Annotated in this window: 23 protein-coding genes, 1 tRNA gene and 1 pseudogene; 15 read left to right on the top strand and 10 right to left on the bottom strand. The window is 61.6% G+C overall.

Annotated features, from left to right (window positions below; genetic code table 11):
• The first annotated feature begins 188 nt into the window (after window positions 1-188).
• From BC363_RS18145 to BC363_RS18130, 4 genes are all read left to right on the top strand, one after another.
• The gene (locus BC363_RS18145; RefSeq protein WP_065781131.1) at window positions 189-1022 is read left to right on the top strand and encodes an outer membrane protein; all 834 of its coding nucleotides are present in this window, start codon (window positions 189-191) and stop codon (window positions 1020-1022) included.
• Window positions 1023-1186: 164 nt separating this feature from the next.
• Window positions 1187-2365: a phosphoserine transaminase gene (locus BC363_RS18140; RefSeq protein WP_065780901.1), complete on the top strand. Its 1179-nt coding sequence runs from the start codon at window positions 1187-1189 to the stop codon at window positions 2363-2365.
• A gap of 86 nt (window positions 2366-2451) precedes the next feature.
• Complete coding sequence (serA, locus tag BC363_RS18135) at window positions 2452-4047, top strand: phosphoglycerate dehydrogenase (RefSeq protein ID WP_065780900.1); 1596 nt, start codon at window positions 2452-2454, stop codon at window positions 4045-4047.
• Window positions 4048-4341: 294 nt separating this feature from the next.
• Complete coding sequence (locus tag BC363_RS18130; RefSeq protein WP_065793322.1) at window positions 4342-4848, top strand: GNAT family N-acetyltransferase; 507 nt, start codon at window positions 4342-4344, stop codon at window positions 4846-4848.
• A 159-nt stretch (window positions 4849-5007) separates the two neighbouring features.
• Here the strand turns inward: BC363_RS18130 and BC363_RS33615 are convergent.
• Both BC363_RS33615 and BC363_RS18120 read right to left on the bottom strand, forming a co-directional pair.
• Window positions 5008-5208, bottom strand: a pseudogene (locus BC363_RS33615) (chemotaxis protein); the annotation flags it as partial.
• A 172-nt stretch (window positions 5209-5380) separates the two neighbouring features.
• On the bottom strand, window positions 5381-6265 hold the full coding sequence (locus BC363_RS18120; protein ID WP_065780897.1) for a DMT family transporter: 885 nt from the start codon (window positions 6263-6265) through the stop codon (window positions 5381-5383).
• Between the two features lie 207 nt (window positions 6266-6472).
• On the opposite strand from BC363_RS18120, the gene BC363_RS18115 reads away from it, so the two are divergent.
• A complete protein-coding gene (locus BC363_RS18115; RefSeq protein WP_065780896.1) occupies window positions 6473-7771 on the top strand; it encodes an adenylosuccinate synthase in 1299 nt (432 codons plus the stop codon).
• Window positions 7772-7834: 63 nt separating this feature from the next.
• Window positions 7835-10051 carry a hypothetical protein gene (locus tag BC363_RS18110; protein ID WP_065780895.1) on the top strand — a complete coding sequence of 739 codons (2217 nt, stop codon included), beginning with the start codon at window positions 7835-7837 and terminating at the stop codon, window positions 10049-10051.
• Between the two features lie 83 nt (window positions 10052-10134).
• Here BC363_RS18110 and rpoH read toward each other — a convergent pair whose 3' ends face one another.
• Window positions 10135-11040: an RNA polymerase sigma factor RpoH gene (gene rpoH, locus BC363_RS18105; RefSeq protein ID WP_065780894.1), complete on the bottom strand. Its 906-nt coding sequence runs from the start codon at window positions 11038-11040 to the stop codon at window positions 10135-10137.
• A gap of 208 nt (window positions 11041-11248) precedes the next feature.
• Window positions 11249-12277: an RluA family pseudouridine synthase gene (locus BC363_RS18100; RefSeq protein WP_065780893.1), complete on the bottom strand. Its 1029-nt coding sequence runs from the start codon at window positions 12275-12277 to the stop codon at window positions 11249-11251.
• Window positions 12278-12306: 29 nt separating this feature from the next.
• Here BC363_RS18100 and BC363_RS18095 point away from each other — a divergent pair, with 29 nt between their 5' ends.
• The gene (locus BC363_RS18095; RefSeq protein WP_065780892.1) at window positions 12307-12690 is read left to right on the top strand and encodes a hypothetical protein; all 384 of its coding nucleotides are present in this window, start codon (window positions 12307-12309) and stop codon (window positions 12688-12690) included.
• Between the two features lie 4 nt (window positions 12691-12694).
• Window positions 12695-13531 (top strand): RNA methyltransferase, encoded by an 837-nt coding sequence (locus tag BC363_RS18090; RefSeq protein ID WP_065780891.1) that lies wholly within the window; start codon window positions 12695-12697, stop codon window positions 13529-13531.
• A gap of 69 nt (window positions 13532-13600) precedes the next feature.
• On the opposite strand, the gene BC363_RS18085 is transcribed toward BC363_RS18090, so the two are convergent.
• Window positions 13601-14782 carry a hypothetical protein gene (locus tag BC363_RS18085; protein WP_065780890.1) on the bottom strand — a complete coding sequence of 394 codons (1182 nt, stop codon included), beginning with the start codon at window positions 14780-14782 and terminating at the stop codon, window positions 13601-13603.
• Window positions 14783-14940: 158 nt separating this feature from the next.
• The gene (locus BC363_RS18080) at window positions 14941-15531 is read right to left on the bottom strand and encodes an EipA family protein (RefSeq protein WP_083223385.1); all 591 of its coding nucleotides are present in this window, start codon (window positions 15529-15531) and stop codon (window positions 14941-14943) included.
• A gap of 277 nt (window positions 15532-15808) precedes the next feature.
• On the opposite strand from BC363_RS18080, the gene BC363_RS18075 reads away from it, so the two are divergent.
• Entirely contained in the window at window positions 15809-16462 is a 654-nt protein-coding gene (locus BC363_RS18075; protein ID WP_065780889.1) for a histidine phosphotransferase family protein, read from the top strand.
• Window positions 16463-16727: 265 nt separating this feature from the next.
• Entirely contained in the window at window positions 16728-17090 is a 363-nt protein-coding gene (locus BC363_RS18070; protein ID WP_065780888.1) for a response regulator, read from the top strand.
• A 451-nt stretch (window positions 17091-17541) separates the two neighbouring features.
• Here BC363_RS18070 and ctrA read toward each other — a convergent pair whose 3' ends face one another.
• Window positions 17542-18243, bottom strand: coding sequence for a cell cycle two-component system response regulator CtrA (gene ctrA, locus BC363_RS18065; RefSeq protein ID WP_025424706.1), 702 nt, complete (start codon window positions 18241-18243; stop codon window positions 17542-17544).
• 442 nt (window positions 18244-18685) lie between these two features.
• On the opposite strand from ctrA, the gene BC363_RS18060 reads away from it, so the two are divergent.
• Window positions 18686-19036 carry a hypothetical protein gene (locus BC363_RS18060; protein ID WP_053249711.1) on the top strand — a complete coding sequence of 117 codons (351 nt, stop codon included), beginning with the start codon at window positions 18686-18688 and terminating at the stop codon, window positions 19034-19036.
• A 264-nt stretch (window positions 19037-19300) separates the two neighbouring features.
• On the opposite strand, the gene BC363_RS18055 is transcribed toward BC363_RS18060, so the two are convergent.
• The gene (locus BC363_RS18055; protein ID WP_065780887.1) at window positions 19301-19582 is read right to left on the bottom strand and encodes a GNAT family N-acetyltransferase; all 282 of its coding nucleotides are present in this window, start codon (window positions 19580-19582) and stop codon (window positions 19301-19303) included.
• A gap of 212 nt (window positions 19583-19794) precedes the next feature.
• Entirely contained in the window at window positions 19795-20070 is a 276-nt protein-coding gene (locus tag BC363_RS18050) for a DUF1153 domain-containing protein (RefSeq protein ID WP_003527546.1), read from the bottom strand.
• Between the two features lie 486 nt (window positions 20071-20556).
• Here BC363_RS18050 and BC363_RS18045 point away from each other — a divergent pair, with 486 nt between their 5' ends.
• The 4 genes from BC363_RS18045 to BC363_RS18035 all read left to right on the top strand — a co-directional run bounded on the left by BC363_RS18045 (window position 20557) and on the right by BC363_RS18035 (window position 23105).
• Entirely contained in the window at window positions 20557-21306 is a 750-nt protein-coding gene (locus BC363_RS18045; RefSeq protein WP_065780886.1) for a LuxR family transcriptional regulator, read from the top strand.
• A gap of 84 nt (window positions 21307-21390) precedes the next feature.
• A complete protein-coding gene (locus BC363_RS35160; RefSeq protein ID WP_161952474.1) occupies window positions 21391-21549 on the top strand; it encodes a hypothetical protein in 159 nt (52 codons plus the stop codon).
• 148 nt (window positions 21550-21697) lie between these two features.
• Entirely contained in the window at window positions 21698-22894 is a 1197-nt protein-coding gene (gene mnmA / locus BC363_RS18040; protein WP_065781129.1) for a tRNA 2-thiouridine(34) synthase MnmA, read from the top strand.
• Between the two features lie 134 nt (window positions 22895-23028).
• Window positions 23029-23105 (top strand) — tRNA-Met (locus tag BC363_RS18035).
• Window positions 23106-23199: 94 nt separating this feature from the next.
• Here BC363_RS18035 and BC363_RS18030 read toward each other — a convergent pair.
• A complete protein-coding gene (locus BC363_RS18030) occupies window positions 23200-24381 on the bottom strand; it encodes a hypothetical protein (protein ID WP_065780885.1) in 1182 nt (393 codons plus the stop codon).
• Between the last annotated feature and the right edge of the window lie 93 nt (window positions 24382-24474).

Genomic DNA, 24474 nt, shown 5'->3' with positions numbered 1-24474 from the left:
GACGCAATACCGAAAATCGCAAAGGCCGCCCTTGGGCGGTCTTTGTCGTCTTGCCCAAAGCTTTGCGCAACTCCTAACGGGCATGGTTAACCGGGAGTTAACCTCCGTCTGCAATAGTTAACGCCGAACAAAGCAGCCGGTGGGTGCAGCCCGTCCGGCGACGGTAATTGCAGCGAAAGGGCATGGGCATGGAATGGCGAAACGGGATCTGCGGAGCCGCGTTCATCGGTCTGTTCCTCTCAGGTCCTGCGCTTGCCGCAGACGAGGCGCTGATCGACGCCCCCGAAATCACGATTGCCCGGGAAGCAACCGGCAGCAGCGGCCTCTATCTGCGTGGTGACATCGGTTACGGCGGCTGGCGCGACGAGGGCGATCCCTCCTACCGCACCTTCGACGCGGGAACCGGCAGCTACAGCAATATTCCCTTCGACGGTGCACGCTTCGGCAAGCCGCTTTCGGGCACGATCGGCCTCGGCTACCAGATCACCGACACCTTCCGCGCTGACCTCACGGCCGATTATTTCGAGGGTCGCTTCGACGGCTCGTCGCTTGGCGCCAACCCCTGCGCCGGGCAGGGGGCGGGCACGTCCTGCGCCTTTTCCACGACGGCAGATTTTTCCGCGCTGGGCCTGATGGCGAACGCCTATGTCGACTTCGGAACCCTGGCCGGCTTCACGCCCTATCTCGGCGCCGGTATCGGCGTGACCAATCTGCGCTGGAATACAGCATTTGCGAGCGAGAGTTGCGTTGCTGGTGGCGGCGCCTGCGCCGGTGCTCCGGCCACAACCTCATTTGACGGTCGCGACAGCTGGCGCTTCACCTATGCGCTGATGGCCGGCGTCTCCTACGATCTGAGCGATCGCCTGAAGCTCGATGTCGGCTACCGCTATTCGCATATCGGCGACGGCGAGATGTTCGGCTTCGGCGCCGAGGCGCTTGCCGGGGCGAGCGGCGCAAAAGGCTTCGACGACGGTCTTTCCCGTCACGAGATCAGAGCGGGCCTGCGGTTCTCGTTCTGGTAACAATCGGTCGGCGGGTATGGTTCTGCCTTTGCTGATCTTGCCCCCGGCGCCATAAATTTTCTCGATTGCGACACAAGTCGCTTGACTTCCTTCCGGACCCGCAATATTTCCGACGGCGGGACACCCTTCCCCAACGAAGGGCTATCTATCTGGAAGGATAGCACATGACGAAGCCTGCCAAGCCGGACACCCGTCCGAACAACACCCATTTTTCTTCTGGCCCTTGCTCGAAGCGCCCCGGTTGGTCGCTCGATGCTCTCTCCGACGCTCCGCTCGGTCGTTCGCACCGCGCCAAGGTCGGCAAGACGAAGCTCAAGCAGGCCATCGATCTTACCCGTGACATTCTTGAAGTGCCGGCCGATTACCGCATCGGCATCGTGCCGGCTTCCGATACCGGCGCCGTCGAAATGGCGCTCTGGTCGATGCTCGGCCAGCGTGGCGTCGACATGGTCGCCTGGGAAAGCTTTGGCGCCGGCTGGGTGACCGACGTTGTCAAGCAGCTGAAGCTCGCCGATGTGCGCAAGTTCGAAGCCGGTTACGGCGAACTTCCCGATCTCTCCAAGATCGATTTCGACCGTGACGTCGTCTTCACCTGGAACGGCACCACTTCGGGCGTCCGCGTTCCGAACGCCGACTTCATTCCGGCCGACCGCAAGGGCCTGACCATTTGCGACGCGACGTCTGCCGCCTTTGCGCAGAACCTCGATTTCGCCAAGCTCGATGTCGTTACCTTCTCCTGGCAGAAGGTTCTCGGCGGCGAGGGTGCACACGGCGTCATCATTCTTTCGCCGCGTGCCGTCGAGCGCCTGCTGACCTACGTTCCGGCCTGGCCGCTGCCGAAGATCTTCCGCATGACTTCCGGCGGCAAGCTGATCGAAGGCATCTTCACCGGCGAGACCATCAACACGCCGTCGATGCTCTGCGTCGAAGACTATATCGACGCGCTCGTCTGGGCTGAGAAGGTTGGCGGGCTCAAGGGTCTGATGGCGCGTGCCGACGCCAATGCCAAGGTGATCTTCGACTTCGTTGCAGCCAACGGCTGGATCGCCAATCTGGCGGTCAAGGACGAGACCCGCTCCAATACGTCGGTCTGCCTGAAGATAGCCGACAAGGACGTCGCAGCACTTGATGCGGACGGACAGGCGGCCTTTGCCAAGGGCGTCGTTGCCCTGCTCGAAAAGGAAGGTGTCGCGTTCGACGTCGGCCATTATCGCGACGCACCTTCCGGTCTCAGAATCTGGGCCGGCGCCACGATCGAGGCATCCGACATGGCAGCGCTGATGCCGTGGCTGACCTGGGCTTTCGAGACCCAGAAGGCGACGCTGTCGCAGGCAGCGGCCTGATCCAAGTGATCCGCTTCGCTCTCGATGGGGAGCGAAGCCCTTGTACCGCATTCCCGTTCAGACCTGATCTTTTCAAGGAGGCCATCATGGCACCTCGCGTTCTCGTATCCGACGAACTGTCGGAAACCGCCGTCCAGATCTTCCGCGACCGCGGCGTCGACGTCGATTTCCAGCCGAAGCTCGGCAAGGACAAGGACAAGCTTGCCGAAATCATCGGCAACTATGACGGCCTTGCCATCCGCTCGGCCACCAAGGCGACCGAGAAGCTGATCGCGGCTGCGACCAACCTCAAGGTCATCGGCCGCGCCGGCATCGGCGTCGACAATGTCGATATCCCGGCGGCCTCGCGCCGCGGTATCATCGTCATGAACACGCCTTTCGGCAATTCGATCACCACCGCCGAACACGCGATAGCGCTGCTTTTTGCCGTTGCTCGCCAGCTTCCGGCCGCCGATACCTCGACGCAGGCCGGCAAGTGGGAGAAGTCCCGCTTCATGGGTGTCGAAATCACCGGCAAGATGCTCGGCGTCATCGGCGCCGGCAACATCGGCTCGATCGTCTGCTCGCGCGCCATCGGCCTCAAGATGCACGTGCTGGCCTATGACCCGTTCCTGTCGAAGGAGCGTGCCGAGGAAATGGGCGTCACCAAGGTCGAGCTCGACGAGCTGCTGGCGCAGGCCGACTTCATCACCCTGCACGTGCCGCTGACGGACAAGACCCGCAGCATCCTGAATGCCGAAGCGCTTGCCAAGACCAAGCCCGGTGTGCGCATCATCAACTGCGCCCGTGGCGGTCTCGTCGACGAGAAGGCGCTGGCCGACGCGATCAAGTCCGGCCATGTCGCCGGCGCCGGCTTCGACGTGTTCGAGGTCGAGCCGGCAACGGAAAGCCCGCTCTTCGGCCTGCCGAACGTCGTCTGCACCCCGCATCTCGGCGCCTCCACCACGGAAGCGCAGGAGAACGTTGCCCTGCAGGTTGCCGAACAGATGTCGGACTATCTCATCAAGGGTGCCGTCTCCAACGCGATCAACATGCCCTCGATCACTGCCGAAGAAGCGCCGATCCTGAAACCCTTCATCCGGCTTGCCGACGTGCTTGGCGCCTTCGTCGGCCAGGTGACCGAAAGCGCGATCAAGGAAATCGAGATCCTTTACGACGGTGCGACCGCGTCGATGAACACCAAGGCGCTGACCAGCGCCGTGCTCGCCGGCCTCATCCGGCCGCAGGTTGCCGACGTCAACATGGTTTCGGCACCGATCATGATCAAGGAAAAGGGCATCATCCTTTCCGAGGTCAAGCGCGACAAGACCGGCGTCTTCGACGGCTACATCAAGTTGACGGTCAAGACCGCCAACCAGACCCGCTCGGTCGCCGGCACGGTGTTCTCCGACGGCAAGCCGCGCTTCATCCAGATCAAGGGCATCAACCTTGACGCGGATGTCGGTAGCCATATGGTCTACATCACCAACACAGACGTTCCGGGGATGATCGGCTTCATCGGCATGACGCTCGGTGATGCCGGCGTCAACATTGCCAACTTCCAGCTCGGGCGCGAGAAGGAAGCCGGCGACGCGATCGCACTGCTCTATGTTGACGGCCCGGTTTCCGAGGTCGTGCTTGACAAGCTGCGCGCCAACGCCGCTATCCGCCAGGCAAAGCCGCTGGTGTTCAACGTCGAATGAGCACCGATGCATCAGCCTTGCCCGCCGGGTGGTGGGCGAGGCTTGCGGGCGCAAACCGGGCATGATTTTCGGGCCGATGCGCTGAGCATGTCGCGCAAAAGTGCGCAGCGGTTTTGCGATAACGACATGCGCAGAAACACGAGCTAAAGCGCAGCAAGCGAATCCTATAGATCGCGATGCGCTTTAGCGAACGGCCTGCTTTGCGACAAACGGCCAAGATTAAACTCGAGAACGACCAGGAACGCATCGGGACAAGCCGGTGCGTTCTTTCGGTTTGAAATGTTGATGACAGCCATGGCAGGACAGACATTCCGCTGGCGCGAAGCCAGCCTTCCCGATCTCGTTTCGGTCTCTGAAATTCAGCTGGTGGTACATGAGGCGTTTCCCGAGGACGGCCACGTGCTTGCCGACCGGCTGGAGTTGAGCCCAGAGGGCTGCTTCATGCTGGAGGTCGGCGGCGTTGCCCAGGGCTATGTGCTGAGCCATCCCTGGGTCAGGCGGGCGCCGCCCTCGCTGAACTCGATGCTGGGAGAGATCCCGGCAGCCGCCGACACCTGGTACATTCACGATCTGGCGCTGTTACCGGAGACGCGCGGATCCGGGGCAGGGGGCAACGTCGTCCCGTTGCTTGCCGATATCGCCCGGTCGGAAGGCTATCGCTCGATGTCGCTGGTCTCGGTCAACGGCTCGCGCGGCTTCTGGGAGCGGCAAGGGTTTTCGGTCCGCATGGACGCGCGGCTGGCAAGCAAGCTTGCAAGCTACGGCGAAGATGCAGTCTACATGGAACGCGCACTCGCCTGAAACAACTACTGCATAATTCCTTAAATCGGAATCGATTTAAGGACGAAATTATGCAGCAACTCAAAGTGTTACAGCGACCTTTGCGCGTCTCAACAGACGCGCGGCGCTGTAAGGCGCCGGCTCGGCCGGCGCCTTAGTCTCGGTTGTGCCCCTATGGAATCAGGCCGCATGACGGGCGGCAGGACGCCACTGCTTTTCCTCGACGGTGAAATGCGCCAGCCGGCCGGCGAGAACGCTGCTTTCCGAGGCGAGCGTCTGGCTGGCAGCCGAGGTCTGCTCCACCATCGCGGCGTTCTGCTGCGTCATCTGATCCATCTGGTTGACGGCGGTGTTGATCTCGCGAAGCCCGACCGACTGTTCGCCGTCAGCAAGTAGATACGTGTCGAAATTCTAATATTTTTCACTGCCTTAGCCCCGGGAAGAAAATCTGGGTCGGACAGAAACATTCATCTGCTAACCAAGCCTTAAAGTGTCTCCCCAGGTCTAGAGATTGCAATACGGGCACTTCACTACGCAGGCGCGCAGGTTGGTATCAGTGCTTCGGCCGACCCTTCTCAGCAATGGCGATGCCGCCGAGAACAAGCAGCAAGGCGATGAAATGGAAGGTATGGAATGTCTCGCCGACCAGCATCACCGACAGCAACGTGCCGAAGACCGGGATGGCATTGATGAAGAGCCCGGCACGGTTGGCGCCGATCATCTCGACGCCGCGCACGTAGAGCACCTGCGACATCAACGACGGGAATATGGCGGCGTAGAGGACGATGATCCAGCCGGTCATGTCAGGAACGATCGCCGTGCCGTTGCCGATTTCCCAGAACAGCAGCGGAACGGCGCTGAGCAGCGCGCCGAAGGCGGGGGCCGCGATGAAGCTCTGCCAATGCATCGCGGGCTTCCAGCGCAGTGCGACGGTATAGGCGGCATAAACGATGCAGGCGGCAATCATCAGGGCGTCGCCGAAATTGAACTCCAACTGCAGCAGGCTGGCGATGTCGCCGTGCGCGGCGGTGATCAGCACGCCGACCAGCGTCACGGTGAAGCCGATCACCTGGGCGATCGAAGCGCGGGTCCGAAACAGCATGAAGTTGAACAGGAAGATCAGCATCGGAATGCCGGCCTGCAGGATGACGGCGTTGATCGCGCTCGTATATTTCAGCGCGGAATAGAGCAGGGCGTTGAAGGTGGTGAAGCCGATCGCCCCATAGGCGAGCAGCTGCAGCCAATGCTGCTTGATCTTCTCCCAGTCGCGACGGATCTGCGGCGTCATCAGCACGAGGATGACGAGGAGCGCAAACACCCAGCGAAGGGTCGTCAACATCATCGGACTGACATGCCCGACGGCCATTTTTCCGGCCACGGAATTGCCGCCCCAGAAGAGTGCTGTGACGCAGAGATAGAAATAGGCCCTGGAATTCACGATGCTGCAACCTGCTGGGATGACGGGGATCGATTGCCGAAAGGGCGGGAGAGACGCCAGATATAGGCGCTAAATCCAGCGCTTGTCATGCAAAAAGGGCGGAACGCCCGTCATAACGGGGTCGCTTTCCCGGAGACAACACAGTATAGATGCGCGGGTTTTGAGAACAGCGCAACCCTACTTGCGCCCGTCAACAGGAAGAGAATTATGACGAATGTCGTGGTGGTCGGATCCCAGTGGGGTGATGAAGGCAAAGGCAAGATTGTAGATTGGCTCTCGGAACGCGCGGATATCGTCGTGCGCTTTCAGGGCGGTCACAACGCCGGCCATACCCTGGTGATCGACGGCGTCAGCTACAAGCTGTCGCTGCTTCCGTCCGGCGTCGTGCGTCCCGGCAAGCTCGCCGTCATCGGCAACGGCGTCGTCATCGACCCGCATGCGTTGATCGCCGAGATCGACAAGCTCGGCAAGCAGGGCGTCACGATTACCCCGGAGAACCTGCGCGTTGCCGACAACGCCACGCTCATTCTCTCGCTGCACCGCGAACTCGACGGCATCCGCGAAGACGCCGCCTCCAACAGCGGCACCAAGATCGGCACCACCCGCCGCGGCATCGGCCCGGCCTATGAAGACAAGGTCGGTCGCCGTGCGATCCGCGTGATGGACCTTGCCGATCTCGAAACCCTGCCGGCCAAGGTCGATCGCCTGCTGACGCACCACAACGCGCTGCGTCGCGGCCTCGGCGAGCCGGAGATCAGCCATGATGCGATCATGCTCGAACTGTCTTCGGTTGCCGACAAGGTCCTGCCGTTCATGGACACCGTTTGGGTGCTGCTCGACAAGGCCCGGCGCAAGGGCGCCCGCATCCTGTTCGAAGGCGCACAGGGCACGTTGCTCGATATCGACCACGGCACCTATCCGTTCGTCACCTCGTCCAACACCGTTGCCGGCCAGGCAGCGGCCGGTTCGGGCATGGGCCCGGGCTCGCTCGGCTACATCCTCGGCATCACCAAGGCCTACACGACGCGCGTCGGCGAGGGACCGTTCCCGACCGAGCTGCATGACGAGATCGGTCAGTTCCTCGGCGAACGCGGCCACGAGTTCGGCACGGTCACCGGGCGCAAGCGCCGTTGCGGCTGGTTCGATGCTGCGCTCGTCCGCCAGTCGGTTGCCGCCAACGGCATCACCGGCATCGCATTGACCAAGCTCGACGTGCTCGATGGCCTCGATGAACTGAAGATCTGCGTCGGATATACTCTCGACGGACAGCAGATCGACCATCTTCCGGCAAGCCAGGCGCAGCAAGCTTCGGCAAAGCCAGTCTATATTACACTCGAAGGCTGGAAGGAATCGACTGTCGGCGCACGCAGCTGGGCAGATCTTCCGGCACAGGCGATCAAGTATGTTCGCCAGGTCGAAGAACTCATCGGCGCACCCGTGGCTCTTCTTTCGACCAGCCCGGAGCGGGACGACACGATACTTGTGACGGACCCCTTTGAGGACTAGTGTCGGCGGACTGACATTGCGTCGTGATCGCAAACACATGCCTGAGCGTATGAGAAAGTTCTGATGGCGGATTTTGTTGCAGTTATTCGCAGGACCGTTGACGGCCTGTCGGAAAACACACCTGAAATGCGGGATAAGGTCTACGAGAAGGCGCGCGCCGCCGTGCGTCGCCAGCTCGAGAACATGAATCCGCGTCCGTCGGATGATATGATCAATCGTCAGTTGGCGAAGCTCGAAAACGCGATCGGGGAGGTCGACAGCGAATATGCTGAGGCCCTCCCGGCGATCGACCGGGTCGAGCCAGAGGCTGAGGTTGTGGAAACGGCCGAGCCGGTGGCGGCGGAACCGGTGGAAGCTGTCGAGGCGCCTGTCGAACAGGTCGAGGCCGAGAGCGAGCCGGCGACGGCCGCTGCCGAACAGCCGGCGCCGGAAGCCGTCAGCGATGCCGAGCCCCTGCCGGTCGAAGCACCGGCCGAATATGCCGAGGTAGCAGCCGAACAGGTCGAAGTCGCCGAGGAGCAGCCCGTGACGACCTGGGAGCCGCCCGTCGAGGACGAGCTGCCGGTCGCTGCTGAGGTGCACGACGAGGAAATCGTCGCGGCCGCCGAGCCTGCGGCTGAAGATAGCTATGACCATGCTCCGGTTGCCCCGGCAATCGAGCCTGAACCCGAGCCGGTTGAGGAAGTGACGTGGGATGCGCCCGCTGCCGAACCTGCCGCGGAAACGCCGGCGCGCTCGGAATGGGAACTGCCTGACTGGGAAGACACGAAGTCCGCTCCTGCGCCTGCCGCGCTGGATGCAAGACCGGCCGACGTGGTTGACGATGCCGGCACGCCTGAGCTTCTGGGCATGCATCCGGTCGAGGAAAAGCCTGTAGAAATCGAACCGGCGGCGCCGAAGGCGGATGCCAGCCGTTCGTGGTCGTTCGACGACGACGATCCCTTTGCCTCGATTACCGAACGTCCGGCGCAAAAGGCCAGCGACGCCGAAATTTCCGATTGGTCATGGCCGGTCGAAAAGACATCGCCGGCGCCAGCCGCGGGCTCGGCCGAGACCGCAAGCCAACAGGAGCGTGCGGGTACGGCCTGGGATCACATCGACGATCTTCTCGGTCTTGAAGGCGGTGCGACCACGGCGGCGGGAGCCGCAATGGGCAAAGATGCCGATCGCGGCATCGAGATGCCAGCAGCCGCCCCTTCGCGCCCCACGTCTTACCGCACGACGCCGAAGCCTTCGCGCTTCAGCATCAAGCGCTTGGCCGTTGCCGCAGGCCTGCTGCTCGCGCTCGGTGGCGGAGGCTTTGCCTACTGGCAGAACCGGGAAGCGAGCAATGCCTGGATCTCCGGCGTGGTGGCATCGATAACATCAGCTGTTTCCAGCTCGGGCGAGACACCCGCTGAACAAAGCACGCCTCCGGCGCAAACCGGCGAGACCGCCGTGCAACAACCCGGCGCGCATGACGACACGGCTGTCCCGGACGACACGTCGACGAAATTTACCCAGCGCCTGCTTGCCGATGGCTCGGAAACGGATGCCGGCCCGGCCGTCGTGAACGGTGAAAGCGCCGCGCAGGAAGGCAAGTCCGTCGCACCGCAGACCGAGGCCGGAAAGCCGCAGGAAAATGTTGCCGGCACGCCCGGTGCCGAAGCCGGAACGCCCGCCGCAGGCCAGCAGCCCGGCGCACAGCCGGCGCAGCCGGATGTGGCTGTTGCCAACGGCGAGAAGATGTTCCTCTACGAGGAGCGGCTCGGCCAATCCTCTCCGACGGCCATTCCGGGAACGGTCGCCTGGTCGGTCAAGGAGGAGTCTCCGGGGGGCGACGCCAAGCCGGAACCGGCAATCCAGGCTCAGATCACCGTCCCGGATCGCGGGCTGACGGCTCTGATGACGATCAAGCGTAATGCGGATCCGTCCCTGCCGGCGAGCCACGTGATCGAGTTCGTGTTCTCGCTGCCGCAGAACTTCGAGGGCGGGGCCATCGACGGCGTGCAGCGTGTTTCGATGAAGCGGACGGAGCAGGATCGCGGCGATGCGCTGATCGCAGTGCCCGCCAAGATCACCGACGACTTCCACATGATCGCGCTCAACGACCTTGCCGAAGCGGTCGGCAGCAACACCGAGCTGCTGCGCAGCCGCGGCTGGATCGATATCCCGCTGACATACCGGAATGGCCGTCGTGCACTGCTGACGCTCGAAAAGGGCCAGAGCGGCAACGAGGCTTTCAGCCAGGCTATGCGCGCCTGGGGATCGTCAGGCAACACGGCGGCGACCGGGCAGTAACGCCGGACAGGTCGAACGGAAGGCAACAAAAAACCCGGCGAGAACCTCGCCGGGTTTTTCGTTTCGATTCTATCAGTCCTGGATTACGCGCCTTCAACGACGCGCAAGGCTTGGGCGCGCTCCAGCGCCGCCTTGCGGACAGCGTCCTGAACCTTTTCAAAGGCCCTGACTTCGATCTGGCGCACCCGCTCGCGGCTGATATCGAACTCGGTCGACAGGTCTTCGAGCGTCAACGGATCCTCGGTGAGGCGACGCGCCTCGAAGATGCGGCGTTCACGATCGTTGAGCACCTTCATCGCGTTTGCCAGCAAGGCCTTGCGGCTGTCGAGTTCGTCCTGCTCGATCAGGATCTGTTCCTGGTTGTCGTGGTCGTCGACGAGCCAATCCTGCCATTGTCCGGATTCGCCTTCGCTTGCCTTGATCGGGGCGTTCAGCGAAGCATCGCCGGACAGGCGACGGTTCATCGAGATGACTTCGTCCTCGCTGACCTTCAGCGTCGTGGCGATTTCCTTGACATGTTCGGGCTTCAGGTCGCCTTCGTCGAGCGCCTGGATCTTGCCCTTGAGGCGACGCAGGTTGAAGAACAGCCGCTTCTGGTTGGCAGTGGTGCCCATCTTTACCAGCGACCAGGAGCGCAGGATGTATTCCTGGATGGCAGCCTTGATCCACCACATCGCGTAGGTCGCGAGGCGGAAGCCGCGATCAGGCTCGAACTTCTTGACGGCCTGCATCAGGCCGACGTTGCCCTCAGACACGACTTCGCCGATCGGCAGGCCATAGCCGCGATAGCCCATCGCGATCTTGGCGACGAGGCGCAGGTGGCTGGTGACGAGCTTGTGAGCGGCGTTGCGGTCATCGTGCTCCTGATACCGCTTGGCGAGCATGTACTCTTCCTGCGGCTCGAGCATGGGAAATTTGCGGATTTCGTCGAGATAGCGATTGAGGCCGCCTTCACCAGCGGCAATGGACGGCAAATTGTTTCGGGCCATGAAGCACCCCCTCTATAGTCTCCGGCCTCCGGGCGGCAGGCCGGGCATGTGGGTCTTCGTCAAGACCCCACGAGGCTACAAAATAAGTACGGCGAAAGCATGATTCAAGGAGTCCGGTTTCACTAACATGTGACGCCGGAGGCGAGACAGATCACGAATAGAGGCGCATCTAAGATTGGAATCGCCCGGTCGAATTTCAAGGGGAGCGTTACGCTCCACCCCGCAGGGCCTCGACCAGGGATTCCATGTCTTCAGGCATCGGGGCCTCGAAGTGCATGATCTCGCCGGTCGAGGGATGCTCGAACTGCAGCATGAAGGCGTGCAGGGCCTGTCGATGAAACTGATTGACCACCGACTTTGCCGCCTCCGGCAGGAGATTGGCCTTGGTGCGGAAGGCTGCGCCATATTCCGGGTCGCCGATCAGCGGGTGGCCGATATGGGCCATATGCACACGGATCTGGTGGGTGCGTCCGGTCTCGAGGTGGCATTCGACTGTTGATGCCAGGCTGGTGCCGTCGGGCTTTTCCAGATAGCGCTCGACAACCTCGTAATGGGTGATCGCCTCGCGGGCGTCGTCGCTGTCCTCGCGCTTCACCGCGCGCTTGGTGCGGTCCCCCGCTCGGCCGAGAGGGGCGTCGATGGTCCCCTTCAACTGGCGCGGCCGTCCCCAGACGACGGCCCGGTAGGCGCGCTCGAGCGGGCCGGTGCGGCCGTGATCGGCAAACTGGTCCGACAGATGGCGATGGGCGGCGTCGTTCTTGGCGACGACCATGACCCCGCTCGTTTCCTTGTCGAGGCGATGGACAATGCCGGGCCGCTTGACGCCGCCGATGCCGGATAGGCTGTTGCCGCAATGGTGAATGAGTGCGTTGACGAGCGTGCCCGTCCAGTTGCCGGCGCCGGGATGGACGACGAGACCGGCCGGCTTGCACAGGACGATGAGATGGTCGTCCTCATAGAGCACGTCGAGCGGGATGTCCTCGCCCTTCGGCTCCGGATCTTCCGGCTCCGGCAAATCGATCTCGAAATGGTCGCCGGGCTGGACCTTCTTCTTCGGCTCCGTCACCGGCTTGCCGTTGATCGAAACGGCCCCCTGCTCGATCAGGCTCTTGATGCGGTTGCGGGAAAATTCGCCCGAAAGCGCCTCGGTCAGGAAGGAATCGAGCCGCCCTGCGGCGTCCTCGCCCGCCGTCAGGACTTTCCTATTGGCTGCTGCTTGTTTAAAGGGGTCGTTCATTCCGTTTTAAATCCGATAAAAGGCCAGCCATGACCGCGACCGCGCCCGATGACCAGGAAGACAAGCCGCTAGACCCGGCGATGGAGAACGTACGCCGCAAGATGGTGCGGCTGCAGCTCGTCTCGGCAGGCGTGATGTTGGTCATGCTTATGGCTGTCCTCGGAACGATTGTCTACAAGCTGACCCGCACGGACGAAAACGCGCAGGCGCAATCCGCGGCCATTGCCGTTCCGAGCGAGGCGCCGGTCAATGCGGTCGCAGCCCTCCCTGCCGGCTTCACGGTGACCAACGTCGCGCTGTCGGGCTCGCAGGTGCTTTTCTACGGCAATCTGCCTGGCGCCGAACCGCGTGCCATCGTCTTCGACATCGGTGCTGGCCGCATCGTTGCCGACATCACCGTCAGGACGAACTGACGGTATGGCCTTAAGCGCCTCGCCCCTGATCCGCATCGATGATCCGGCAGATCCGCGCATCGCCGGGTTCGTGTCGATCAAGGAACGGGACCTGACGGGCCGGCAGGGCCGTTTCATCGCCGAAGGCACGGTAGTGCTGCGCATGCTGGCGGCGGCGCATCGCTCCGGCCGCGGGCTTGCGGCCGAGGCCATCCTGCTTCTTGAAAGCCGCGTGGCCGGCATCGAGGACGTTCTGGCGGGATTTCCCGCGGATGTGCCCGTTTATGTCGCGGCGGCACCGGTGTTCGATGCGATTGCCGGCTTCAACATGCACCGTGGCGTGCTGGCGCTCGGGCGGCGCGACGGGATTGCCGGTCGGGACGCGCTTCTCGCCTCGCTGCCGGCTTCAAGCCTGGTTCTCGCCGCCTGCGGCATCTCCAATCACGACAATATGGGCTCGCTGTTTCGCAATGCGGCCGCCTTCGGCGTCGACGCGGTGCTGATGGACGAGACGAGCTGCGATCCGATGTACCGCAAGGCGATCCGCGTTTCCGTCGGCTCGGTGCTGACTGTGCCGTTTGCGCGCGAGGGGTCGGCGGCGTCGCTGATCGAACGGCTGCAGGACGAGGGGTTTGCGATCTGGGGCCTCTCGCCGGCCGGCGAAACCGATATCGGCGGTATACCGCCGGCCATGCGCACCGCCTTGCTCGTCGGGACGGAAGGGGAGGGGCTGCCGCCGGCCATCCTGAAATCCGTCCGCACCGCGCGCATTCGCCAGCGGCCCGGGCTCGACAGCCTCAATGTCTCGATGGCAGCCGGGATCGCGCTGCATCAGGTTGCCTTGATCAACGGCCGGATCTGAGCCGCGCGGAACGCACGTATAAGGCGTGTCGCTATCGCAAAACCGCTGCACACTTTTGCGCGACATGCTTTATTCCCGCGGCAGGATTTCCTTTGCCCGCTTTGCCAGGCTCCTGCGGCCCGCCGCGTCGTTCGTTTCGTCACCCGCGAGCAGGCTGAGGATCGGCGAGGCCGCACCTTCGAGCGTTGCCGTCAGCGCCACCATGCCGGCTGCAATTTCGGCCACTTCCTCGCGCAAGGCATCGTCATGGGCGGCGGTCCTGGAATTGGTCAGGCGTTCCGACAGGGCGGTTGCGCGGTTCTTGAGTTCGTCGGAAAGGGCGACAGTTTCCAGCGGCATCGCGACCGGTTGCTCGGTGAGCTGCGCAGGGCGGGTGGCAGCGCCCTGCGGCGGCTCGTTGCCGCTCGCGCGACGGTCCTTGCGCGCGGGGAAGGCGACACCCGCCGCGCGCAGGGCCCTGGCTGCATCCCGCATGTCCTGATTCACGTCTTTCACCTTGGTCTTCAGTCGTTCGATTTCATCGGCGCGTCGCTCGAGCGCGCTTTCGCGATCAGCACCCGCGGCCAGTTCCCGTGCAAGCTTGTCTTCCAGCCGCTGCAGGCGGCTCTCGTCCCGTGCGAGGAGCAGCGCCATCTCCTTGGCGTGGGCGCTTTCGGTCTTCAGGTCCACGCGCAGCGCCTCGCGCTCGTCGCGCAGGCCCGCAATGCGGCTCTTGAGGTTTTCCACCTCGGTCTCGCGTGCTGCAAGGTCGAGCCGCAGATTGTCGATATCCGTGGCATGCTGCGCCAGTTGATTGGTGAGCGTCTGGATATTCTCGGTCTTGCCGACATTGTCGCGCTCGACGCTCTCCAGCGATGCCTTCATGCGCTCCAGCCGCTGATCGAACTGGCGGATCGCCGAACGCATGTCGGCGGCCTCGACGTTCATGTCGGCAAGCTGGGCGTGAAGGTCGGCGTTCTCGCCACTCAGGCGGCGGGCCTCCTGCAGCGTCTTTTCGTTGGTGAGCATCAGCGAGACGCCCTTGTCGCGCTCGCGCTTCAGGGCTTGAAGCGTGCGGGCGTTCTCGGCGGCATAGGTGGCGCGGGCGGCATCTTTCTGCGCCCGCACTTCCTGGGGGCTGAGCGGCATGGTCGCCTTCAGGCGGTCCTCGGCAAAGCGCACGATGCGGCGGTGAATGGCCGGCGCGACGAGAAGGCCGATGATGATCGCCGTCAGGAAGCCCAGGGCAAAGAGGAGCGAGAATTCAATCACGAGCTGGCCGTTTCAAAGCTGGACCGGAAGCAAACGCCCCGCCCGACCGTCACAGCCAGGGCAAGGCGCTTCATATTACTTCCCTGCACTAAACATGACGTTTCGTGCGCTGCAAGTATTTGAGGCGGGATTTCGCGCAAGCCGCGCCGCCGTTGGGGTCAGAAGGGGTTCCAGGTCGGGTTCTGCGTCATCTTGAGATAGCCGACATTGACGCCGAGCCGGGCGCCGATGCCGGTGCGGATCGGAACGACGACGATCTGTTCGTCGGTCAACACCGTCATGCCGACGCCGGCCACGACATAGGCCGAGCCCGAGACGCCGCCGAACCGCTTGTAGAGCGACGGCACGCTCGGCAGGTTGTAGACCAGCATCATGGTGCGGCTGCCTTGGCCGCCCCAGTCGATGCCGAGCGACGGGCCTTGCCAGAAGACATTGTGCTGTCCGGCATTCTTGGTGTTGAGTTCGCCTTCTCCGTAGGTCAGGCCGGCGATGAAGGCGCCGGAGCCTTCCTGGCCGAGAATGTAGCCGTTCGGCAGGCCGTAGCGCTCAAAGGCGCGCTCCACCACCTTGGCGAGACCGCCCGAGGTTTCACCGAAGAAGCCGTGACCGGCGTCGACGATCTCCTGCATCGAATACTGGCTGTTGTTTGCCTGCTGGGCCTGGGCGGCGGATATGGCGCCCGCCATCAGGAACATCGTCGCCAGGATAGCGCGGCCAGCCGTCGTGGCCGCCTTCATGATCTGCTGCATCGTTTCCTCCGTCAGGCGCGAAAATCACTCGCTTGCGGGTTTGCTGTGGCCGGCATCGCCTGTGATGGCGCGGCCAGCGGGGGTCTGGACCATTTCCCTGCAATTTGAACCGATGGTCTTAACAATCGGTTTACCAAATGTGGTGTCATTATGATCCACTGATGAACGGCTGCGCCGGGCAGCCCATGGCTTGCGTCTGTGCGCCTGAGGCATTACCGGCTCTGCTCGAGCGCGTGCCTCATGTCGGCATGCCGATAGAACCGAACAAGGAAAGACGATGGCAACGAATCCGAACCTGACATTGACGGGACCCGATCTGGCTGCGCTTCTGTGCAGCCGGGTTTGCCACGACGTTATCTCGCCGGTCGGCGCCATCAACAATGGCCTGGAACTTCTCGACGAGGGCGGTGCCGATGCCGACGCCATGGACCTCATCCGCACCAGCGCGCTCAATGCGTCGGTCCGCTTGAAGTTCGCGCGTCTCGCCTTCGGCGCATCCGGCTCGGTCGGCGCATCGATCGACACCGGCGAAGCGGAAAAGGCGGCCAAGGATTTTGCTGCGGCCGAGAAGAAGACCGAGGTCAACTGGCACGGGCCGCGCGCCATCATCGCCAAGAACCGGGTCAAGCTGCTCCTGAACCTCTTCCTCATCGCCTATGGCGCGATCCCGCGCGGCGGCGTCATCGACATCACGCTCGAAAATCCCGAGCTTGATGCGGTGTTCACGCTGGTCTGCAAGGGCCGGATGATGCGCGTGCCGCCGCGGCTGGTCGAACTTCTGTCCGGCACGCCGGAAGAAGCGGTCGATGCACACTCGATCCAACCCTACTACACGGTGCTGCTCGGCGAAGAAGCCGGCATGACGATCGACGTGGTTTCCACCGGCGAAGAGATCATCTTCACCGCGCGCATGACGCCGGCTGAAGCTTAAGGTCGGCACGACTTTATTCTGTTTTGATACAGGTCCGGCGCGGCGTGGCAATGGCCCCCGCGCCGGACATTCGTGTGCCCGCAGTTTGATCGCCTGCTTTTCCCAGTTTCTGGACCGCTCTCTGAAAAATTAATGTTTTCAGCACGTTGAAAGCTGCCGGAAAGGCTGTGGTAAGGATGATCCGTAACGAAATCTTTGCCAAATTTGTATAGGGTTGTTTCAAGCGTGCGACTACGCGCGTAGGTAAGTCATGAAGGAGTTGGACATGCGGCGCTTGATGATTGCCGACGGCTCGGATGTCGTCCGGAAGGTTGGGAAACGTATCCTGTCCGGGATGGGCTTCCTTGTCTACGAAGCGCCGAGCGGGCTCGAGGCGCTGGTGCGCTGTGAAGCCGAGCTGCCGAACATTCTCGTCGTCGATGCCGGTTTGGACGGCGCTCTCGATCTCATCGCCAATATCAGGCGGCTGCCGAACGGTGCATCGGTGCGCATCTACTATTGCGTCGTCGAGGCGGACCTGAAGAAGATGATGGCGGGCAAGCGCGCCGGCGCCGATGACTTCCTGCTGAAGCCCTTCGATCGTAAGATCCTGACAAGCGTCTTTGCCAGCCAGTCGATGGCGGCCTGACGCCGAGCGCAACCTGCATCGGATCTGAACGAGTCGCGGCAATTGCTGCGGCTTTTTGCTGTCCCGCCTTCGCGGTCTTGCGTGGCGCCAGCGACCAGGGCCGAGGGCAGGTGGGTGTCGCCACTTCCGCCACGTGTCGCTGCCGCCGTCTGCCCGATAAGGATCCGGTAGCGCCACGAAGCATCTGATACAGCGCCGCGCGTCAAATATGACGCGCTAAGGACGCTGTAACGCATTAAACCTGCTGCATAATTTTCTCCTTAAATCGATTCCGATTTAAGGAATTATGCAGTAGCCGAGAGCAGAACAGCAGGACTGCGCCGGTGGGAACGGCGAAGCGTCGGCGGCAACGAAAAAACCCGCCTCGAAGGGCGGGTTCGTTCAAAAATTGTCCGTTGGCGTCATGCCTGGATATGCGGGTCCATGCCGCGCCCGGAAGAGAGCCTGAAAATCAGGCGGTTTCGGCGTATTCCGCACCATCCGGCTCGCGCAGAACGTAGCCGCGGCCCCAGACGGTTTCGATGTAGTTGGCGCCACCGGCAGCATTGGCAAGCTTCTTGCGCAGCTTGCAGATGAAGACGTCGATGATCTTCAGTTCCGGCTCGTCCATGCCGCCGTAGAGGTGGTTGAGGAACATTTCCTTGGTGAGCGTCGTGCCCTTGCGCAGCGAGAGCAGCTCGAGCATCTGGTATTCCTTGCCGGTGAGGTGGACGCGCTGTCCGCCGACTTCCACCGTCTTGGCATCGAGATTGACGATCAGTTCGCCGGTCGAGATGACCGACTGGGCATGACCCTTGGAACGGCGGACGATCGCATGGATGCGCGCCACCAGTTCGTCCTTGTGGAACGGCTTGGTCATGTAGTCGTCGGCGCCAAAGCCGAGGCCGCGAACCTTGTCTTCAATCCCGGCCATGCCCGACAGAATGAGGATTGGCGTCTTCACCTTGGAAAGACGCAGCGTTCTCAAGACCTCGTAACCGGACATATCCGGAAGGTTGAGGTCGAGAAGGATGATGTCGTAGTCGTAGAGTTTGCCGAGATCGACGCCTTCTTCACCGAGATCGGTGGTGTAAACGTTGAAACTCTCGGACTTGAGCATCAGCTCAATGCTCTGAGCCGTTGCGCTGTCGTCTTCAATTAGTAGAACCCGCATATTCTTCCCCTTTTCCGCCGCCCAAGGTCATCGTGGCCCCCTTACGCGATACGGATCCAGTCGTTGCCTGATTTGGAGGCTGCCATCAAATGGTTAACAAATTCTGATTCACTCTGGCAAGGTGTATCGAGATTGTTAAATATTTTTAGCAGTCTCCTGATTTCAAACGTGAATCCAAAACGGCACTTTTCATACGAAACATGAGGAAATGCCGCTATCTGACTCTTCTGACTCGTTAATGCCGGGGCCGTCATATTTCGTGCCTCAGTATTTACGGAGCCTTAAATCATCACGCCTATGATTAACGATGCCCGTAAACGAAAGGTTACCAGCGGTAGGCTTTTGTTAATATCGCTGTCGATTTTTCGTTTTCTGTCTGTTGGGGCAGGCTCGACGGGCCAAATCAGTAACCGGGGTCTCGTTATCCACGGGAGTATTGCGTATGAAAGCACGTGAGAGCCTTGTCCGCCTGAAGGAATTTCAGGTCAGGGAGAAGCAGCGTCAGCTGAGCCAGCTTCAGATGATGATGGCTGAGTTCGAACGGATGACCAAGGATCTGGAAAATCAGATTGTTTTCGAGGAAAAGAAGTCGGGCATTTCCGATCCCTCGCATTTTGCCTATCCCACTTTCGCCAAGGCTGCTCGTCAAAGAGCCGACAATCTTCAGGTCTCCATTCGTGAGCTGAAGGCGCAGCAGGACGCTGCCGAACTCGCGCTCGAAGAAGTGCAGGCCGAATATGCGAAGGCGGCGGCGCTCGAGGAACGGGACACAACGACGCGTCTTAGGGCGTAAGCCTGTAGGTCGTTTCGAGGCAGACGATTTTCATTCTTTGTCGGGCGATGCCTCTGGCATGGCCCGATCCGGCACGATTGTCACAGCTATGAAAAACCCGCCTGACAGCCAGCTGTCGGGCGGGTTTTCCCATTTCGGAACTGCGTGAAGCATGTCGCGCAAAAGTGTGCGGCGGTTTTGCGACAACGACATGCGCAAAACGAGAGCTAAAGCGCAAAAGGTCAATCCTGGAGACCGCGACGCGCTTTCGTGACGGCGGCCAACTCAGGCCTGGATCACATCCTGCCAGTCGGGGTGGCGCAGCGCCTGCGCGCGCATGAACGGGCAGAGCGGGATGATCTTCCAGCCGCCCTTGCGCGCTTCGTCGATCGCATGTTTTGCCAGCGCCTGGCCGACGCCCTTGCCGCGCAGCTCGTCGGGAACCAGGGTGTGATCGACGATGATCAGTTTCGGCGATGACCGAGAATAGGTCATCTCGCCGGTATATCCCTCGACTGATGTCGAGTAGCGGCCGTGCGACCCGGTCTCTTCATGGGCGATATCCATCTCAGCATCCCTTCACATTCAACGTTTGCGTGTTGCCGACGATGCTATCGCATGACTGCAGCGTTCGAAACCGGTTTGGCGGAAACGGGAGGAAACGCACTGTCGCCGAAATGGTGCCTTTTGGCAGGCGAGGCGGGCGATGGAAAAGACGAAGACGGCGGCCACCGGAAATCCCGGGGCCGCCGTTCAACCTATGGCCCTGTCGGGGGCTTTTAGTGGCGATATTGCTGGATGCGTGTCGTGCGCAGGCCGGCCAGACCGTGATCGTTGATGGAGGACTGCCAGGAAAGGAATTCCTCGACAGTGAGGGTATAGCGTTCGCACGCTTCCTCAAGGCTCAAAAGGCCGCCGCGGACAGCGGCAACCACCTCAGCCTTCCTGCGGATAACCCAGCGCCGGGTATTCGCCGGCGGCAGATCCGCAATCGTCAGAGGGCTGCCATCGGGGCCGATGACATATTTTACACGTGGTCGCATCATTTCGGTCATGGGACTCTCTACACAAACTCAAGACCATATGAGCCTGACCTTAGCCCGCCACATTTAACATTTGCCTAAGCCGTCAGTAACGATTTGCTCATAATTTTAAATACTTCCGCACACTCCCTCGATCACTTCCGCAACGTCCCGCCGGCGATCGCGACGCCTGTCGCGCTCGACAATAGCCGCCTTATTGTCCGGAAAGCTCTGGATTATCGCGGATTTTACATGGGAGCCATGCAATTACCACATTTCACTTTAACTAAAATTCTTGGTAACGAGGCGCCGAAATAAAGGATGAGCGACGTTTGTGCGCTCCCGATTCATTCTTGGTGCATCGTCATATTTTCACAACCGGTCGCGTTGCTTTCGCGGGCATGCCGGAGGGGGTGGCTGTATTCTGGCTGCCGGGTGAAGTTCATGCGCCGGATGATTTTCGGGGCCGTTGTATTCTCTCGACCAGGCGCGTTGGCACTGGTGATGTGGTGATCAGAGATGAAGGAATCGAATGACCCAGCCTTGCTGCGCGAGGCTGAGACGGCGGAGATGATTTCCGAAATCGATACGGCTGCCGTCCGCACCGAATACGAGCTTCTGCATCTGATGCGGCGGTTGATCGCGCGTTACGGTTTTGGCCATTTCATGATCGCGCGCCTGCCGCTGGCCGAGCAGCAGCGCTTTTCAGAACGCCTGGTGCTGAGCAATTGGCCGTCCGAGTTGGTGCGCCAATACGACGCCTGCGAGACCTTTCAGTCGAGCGTGCTGGTCGAGCGCCTGCGCGGCACCAAGCTGCCGGTGACCGGCGGCGCCGAGCTGCTCGACGCCGCCGGCAAGCCAGCCGACGAGGCGATGGTGCACCGGCTACTTGCCCATCCCGAAATGGCGCGTCACTTCGCCGTCCAGTTGCACACCAGCAGCGGCGACCCCTTCGTCGCCATGCTGTCCGGGCGGCGGGAGCCGCCGGTCGGCGTCGAGCAGGCGACGCTGTATCTCTCCCTCGTTCAGCTGTTCGAATGCCTCGAGCGCACCTTCGACACCGGCAGCTCGGCGCGTGAAAAGCTGTCGAGCCGCGAGATCGAATGTCTGCGCTGGGCGGCCGCCGGCAAGAGCAGCGACGAGATCGCCATCATTCTCGGCATCTCTACCTATACGGTCAGCAGCTATTTCAAGAGCGCGACCCGCAAGCTCGACGCCGTCAACCGCATGCAGGCGATCGCCCGCGCCATGCGGCTGAAACTGATCTGAGACGGGCCCGCCGCGGCCGGCCTTGCGCCATGACGCCGCCCTTGCCGCCGGGCGGACAAGTTTCTATATGTCGGCGACGAGTGCATGTCGCGCAAAGATGCGCAGCGGTTTTGTGATAACGACACGCCCAAAGACAAGAACGTAAAGCGCAACAGGCGAATCCTTGGGATCGCGACGCGCTTTGGAGCATCCCGCTTTCAAGTGGAACCGCAGGAAGCGGAGAAGATGTTCTGGAAATTTTAGTGCTACAGCGATCTTTGCGCGACTGATAAGACGCGCGGCGCCGTAGAAGCGAGAGCGGGCCGCGCGCTATTTGCCCGGCATTGCATCGCATGAAGCGTGAAACAGGGGCGAGCGCTGTCGCCGCCACCCGAAGGCCGGATTGGATCCCGTGAATAGTTTCGATTTTGACCGCAAGCCCGAAGATACGCGTGTCGTCGTCGCCATGTCCGGCGGTGTCGATAGTTCCGTCGTCGCCGGCCTGCTCAAACGCGAGGGTTACGATGTTCTCGGCATCACGCTGCAGCTTTACGATCATGGCGCCGCCGTGCACCGTGCCGGCTCCTGCTGCGCCGGCCAGGACATCGACGATGCGCGCCGCGTCTGCGAAACGCTCGGCATCCCGCACTACGTGCTCGATTACGAAGCGCGCTTCCGCGAAACGGTGATCAACCCGTTTGCCGAAAGCTATGTCGCCGGCGAAACGCCGATCCCCTGTGTTGCCTGCAACCAGACGGTCAAGTTCGCCGATCTCTTGGCGACCGCCAAGGAGCTCGGTGCCGATGCGCTGGCGACCGGCCACTACATCCGTTCGCGGCCGAGCCCGAACCCGCGCTATGCCGGCCAGCGGGCGCTCTATCGCCCGACCGACGCCGATCGCGACCAGAGCTATTTCCTCTTTGCCACCACGCAGGAGCAGATCGACTATCTGCGCTTCCCGCTCGGCCACCTCTCCAAGGCCGAGACGCGGGTGCTGGCGGAGGAAATGGGCCTTGTCGTCGCCCAGAAGGCCGACAGCCAGGACATCTGTTTCGTGCCGCAGGGCAAGTACAGCGATATCGTTTCGAAGCTGAAGCCGAATGCGGCGCTTGCCGGCGAGATCGTGCATCTCGACGGCCGCGTGCTCGGCAGCCATGACGGCATCCTGCACTACACCATCGGCCAGCGCCGCGGCATCGGCATCGCCACCGGCGAGCCGCTCTATGTCGTCTATCTCGACGCCCGCTCGCGCCGCGTCATCGTCGGCCCCAAGGAAGCGCTGGAAACGCGCCGGGTTTACCTGCGCGACGTCAACTGGCTGGGCGACGAAGATCTCGAAGTCGTGGCAGCTGAAGGCTTCGACTGCTTCGCCAAGGTCCGCTCCACCCGCCAGCCGGCACCCGCCATCCTGAAGCGCGACGCCGAGGGTCTTTATGTCGAGCTTGCCGAGGGCGAAGCCGGCATCGCGCCGGGCCAGGCCTGCGCGCTCTATTCCGGCGTCGGCGAAGACGCCCGCGTCTATGGCGGCGGCTTCATCCGCAAATCCGAGCGCGAAGCCGGTGCTGAAGCCGCATTGAAGGTGCTTCTGGCGGCACCCGCGGCGGCTTGAGGCAGACATTTCCGATCGCGCGGGAAAACTTCACATTTTCCCCGCGACTTGGCTTGACACTTGGCTGAACCGGGCCTTATAAGCCGCCCGTCCAGTCAAAACGGCTTCGCCTTCGAAGCCTTGACGCGGTACCCGGCGGAGTAGCTCAGTAGGTTAGAGCAGAGGAATCATAATCCTTGTGTCGGGGGTTCGAATCCCTCCTCCGCTACCATTTCTCCATTGTCCGACCCGGCTGTTGCGTGATGCGCCGTTCTGATTTTTAACATCGGCTTTTGCTAAGCGAGGGAGCGCTCTTCCGAAATACGTCATTCGGCGTCATCGGTCTCAGTCGCATCCAACTTCACGCGAAGCATGATACGCTGAATTGTCGTTCGTATTCCTACTCTTTGCCTGCCGCTCACGACAATCGAGTCCCATTCGGGTTCGTTGTCGGCGCCATTGCCCCAGTCGCTGTCCAAGAGATGGTCGAATACCTGGCAGTCCGAGATGTCGTCATCTTGCAGCTCATATGTGCCCGCTTCGCAAAGCAGGAGTTTGATGAGCAGCGGAAACGCGTAAGCTGAGGCTACCATATGCTGGCCGAGGTCCCAATTCACCGAGAATTTTGTTTTCGCTCCAGCATGGACCGACGCGCTTCGTGCTTCGTATAGTTCCTTTGCCCATTTTTTATGTACGGGCCATTGCAGTTGATCAGGGAAAGCCGGATCCCTTCTTACGGTGCGCGACTGCGCAATTGATCGGTCTGCATATGGTGCCCAAAGCTTCGTCACGGCATCTGCCAGCAGCAGCGCGACTTGTTTGCCGGGAAAGGGGCCAAGCAGCTTCTCGAACGCAATAGCTGAGAGCATGACGCACGTTGATGTCGCCAAGTCTGGCGTTTCTGAATGCCCCAGAAGAAAAACTTCGAGCGCAGTGTGGATGCGCTCGGCGATTTCTGGAGCTTGCGTCTCGGCATCGGAAATCGCGCATGCCAACGCTTCATTTACACGTTCGCAGCTTGTTGCCTCGATCTGGAAGGGTTGTTGGAACATCACCTGACCGAAGCGGTATCCACCGACTAGTAGCGAGCCGCCTCGCCTCGGATAGTGCAGCGCTAAATGCTCATGTCTCGACGAAATCGCGAAACTTTCCAATCTAAACATCGTCGCGTTCAAGTGCGGGAAAAATCGCGCCATAAGGCGCTGCTCCGAGAGGCAGGCGATGGCCAAAATTCGCGTTGCGCCCTGAGCAGCAGCATCCAGCTCTACGTTCCAAGGCTCTGCCGCACCCTCTCGTATCAATAGGGTACATTGCTGCAACGGCACTCCTCGTTGATCGACGTGAGCCGAGATTATGGCTGCTAAGCGCTGCGCCACTGTATCATGCACCAACTCCCCGAGAGCCTGAATATGAACCGGTCTAAAAGTGAACTCATCGATGGTGACAGGGTAGGGCAGCGTCACCCAAGGTAGCAATGTAGCTCGACCGTCGATAGAGAGAGGCTCCATTCGGCTCGCTGGCTCCAATGTGCGATGTGCGGCCAACAATCTGCTGAGTCGGCTGCACGGACAAGAGGGTGAGGAAGGGCACAGCGATGTCGA

Source organism: Ensifer sp. LC384 (assembly GCF_001695865.1).
GTDB lineage: Bacteria > Pseudomonadota > Alphaproteobacteria > Rhizobiales > Rhizobiaceae > Ensifer.
Note: the sequence above shows the minus strand (reverse complement) of the source record. Positions and strands in the feature narration are given on the sequence as shown.

Excerpts from the sequence above, each read along its gene's own strand:
- BC363_RS18145 (WP_065781131.1), top strand. The coding sequence starts at position 189 with ATGGAATGGCGAAACGGGATCTGCGGAGCCGCGTTCATCGGTCTGTTC.
- BC363_RS18140 (WP_065780901.1), top strand. The coding sequence starts at position 1,187 with ATGACGAAGCCTGCCAAGCCGGACACCCGTCCGAACAACACCCATTTT.
- serA (WP_065780900.1), top strand. The coding sequence starts at position 2,452 with ATGGCACCTCGCGTTCTCGTATCCGACGAACTGTCGGAAACCGCCGTC.
- BC363_RS18130 (WP_065793322.1), top strand. The coding sequence starts at position 4,342 with ATGGCAGGACAGACATTCCGCTGGCGCGAAGCCAGCCTTCCCGATCTC.
- BC363_RS18115 (WP_065780896.1), top strand. The coding sequence starts at position 6,473 with ATGACGAATGTCGTGGTGGTCGGATCCCAGTGGGGTGATGAAGGCAAA.
- BC363_RS18110 (WP_065780895.1), top strand. The coding sequence starts at position 7,835 with ATGGCGGATTTTGTTGCAGTTATTCGCAGGACCGTTGACGGCCTGTCG.
- rpoH (WP_065780894.1), bottom strand. The coding sequence starts at position 11,040 with ATGGCCCGAAACAATTTGCCGTCCATTGCCGCTGGTGAAGGCGGCCTC.
- BC363_RS18100 (WP_065780893.1), bottom strand. The coding sequence starts at position 12,277 with ATGAACGACCCCTTTAAACAAGCAGCAGCCAATAGGAAAGTCCTGACG.
- BC363_RS18095 (WP_065780892.1), top strand. The coding sequence starts at position 12,307 with ATGACCGCGACCGCGCCCGATGACCAGGAAGACAAGCCGCTAGACCCG.
- BC363_RS18090 (WP_065780891.1), top strand. The coding sequence starts at position 12,695 with ATGGCCTTAAGCGCCTCGCCCCTGATCCGCATCGATGATCCGGCAGAT.
- BC363_RS18080 (WP_083223385.1), bottom strand. The coding sequence starts at position 15,531 with ATGCAGCAGATCATGAAGGCGGCCACGACGGCTGGCCGCGCTATCCTG.
- BC363_RS18075 (WP_065780889.1), top strand. The coding sequence starts at position 15,809 with ATGGCAACGAATCCGAACCTGACATTGACGGGACCCGATCTGGCTGCG.
- BC363_RS18070 (WP_065780888.1), top strand. The coding sequence starts at position 16,728 with ATGCGGCGCTTGATGATTGCCGACGGCTCGGATGTCGTCCGGAAGGTT.
- ctrA (WP_025424706.1), bottom strand. The coding sequence starts at position 18,243 with ATGCGGGTTCTACTAATTGAAGACGACAGCGCAACGGCTCAGAGCATT.
- BC363_RS18060 (WP_053249711.1), top strand. The coding sequence starts at position 18,686 with ATGAAAGCACGTGAGAGCCTTGTCCGCCTGAAGGAATTTCAGGTCAGG.
- BC363_RS18055 (WP_065780887.1), bottom strand. The coding sequence starts at position 19,582 with ATGGATATCGCCCATGAAGAGACCGGGTCGCACGGCCGCTACTCGACA.
- BC363_RS18050 (WP_003527546.1), bottom strand. The coding sequence starts at position 20,070 with ATGACCGAAATGATGCGACCACGTGTAAAATATGTCATCGGCCCCGAT.
- BC363_RS18045 (WP_065780886.1), top strand. The coding sequence starts at position 20,557 with ATGAAGGAATCGAATGACCCAGCCTTGCTGCGCGAGGCTGAGACGGCG.
- BC363_RS35160 (WP_161952474.1), top strand. The coding sequence starts at position 21,391 with ATGTCGCGCAAAGATGCGCAGCGGTTTTGTGATAACGACACGCCCAAA.
- BC363_RS18030 (WP_065780885.1), bottom strand. The coding sequence starts at position 24,381 with ATGGAGCCTCTCTCTATCGACGGTCGAGCTACATTGCTACCTTGGGTG.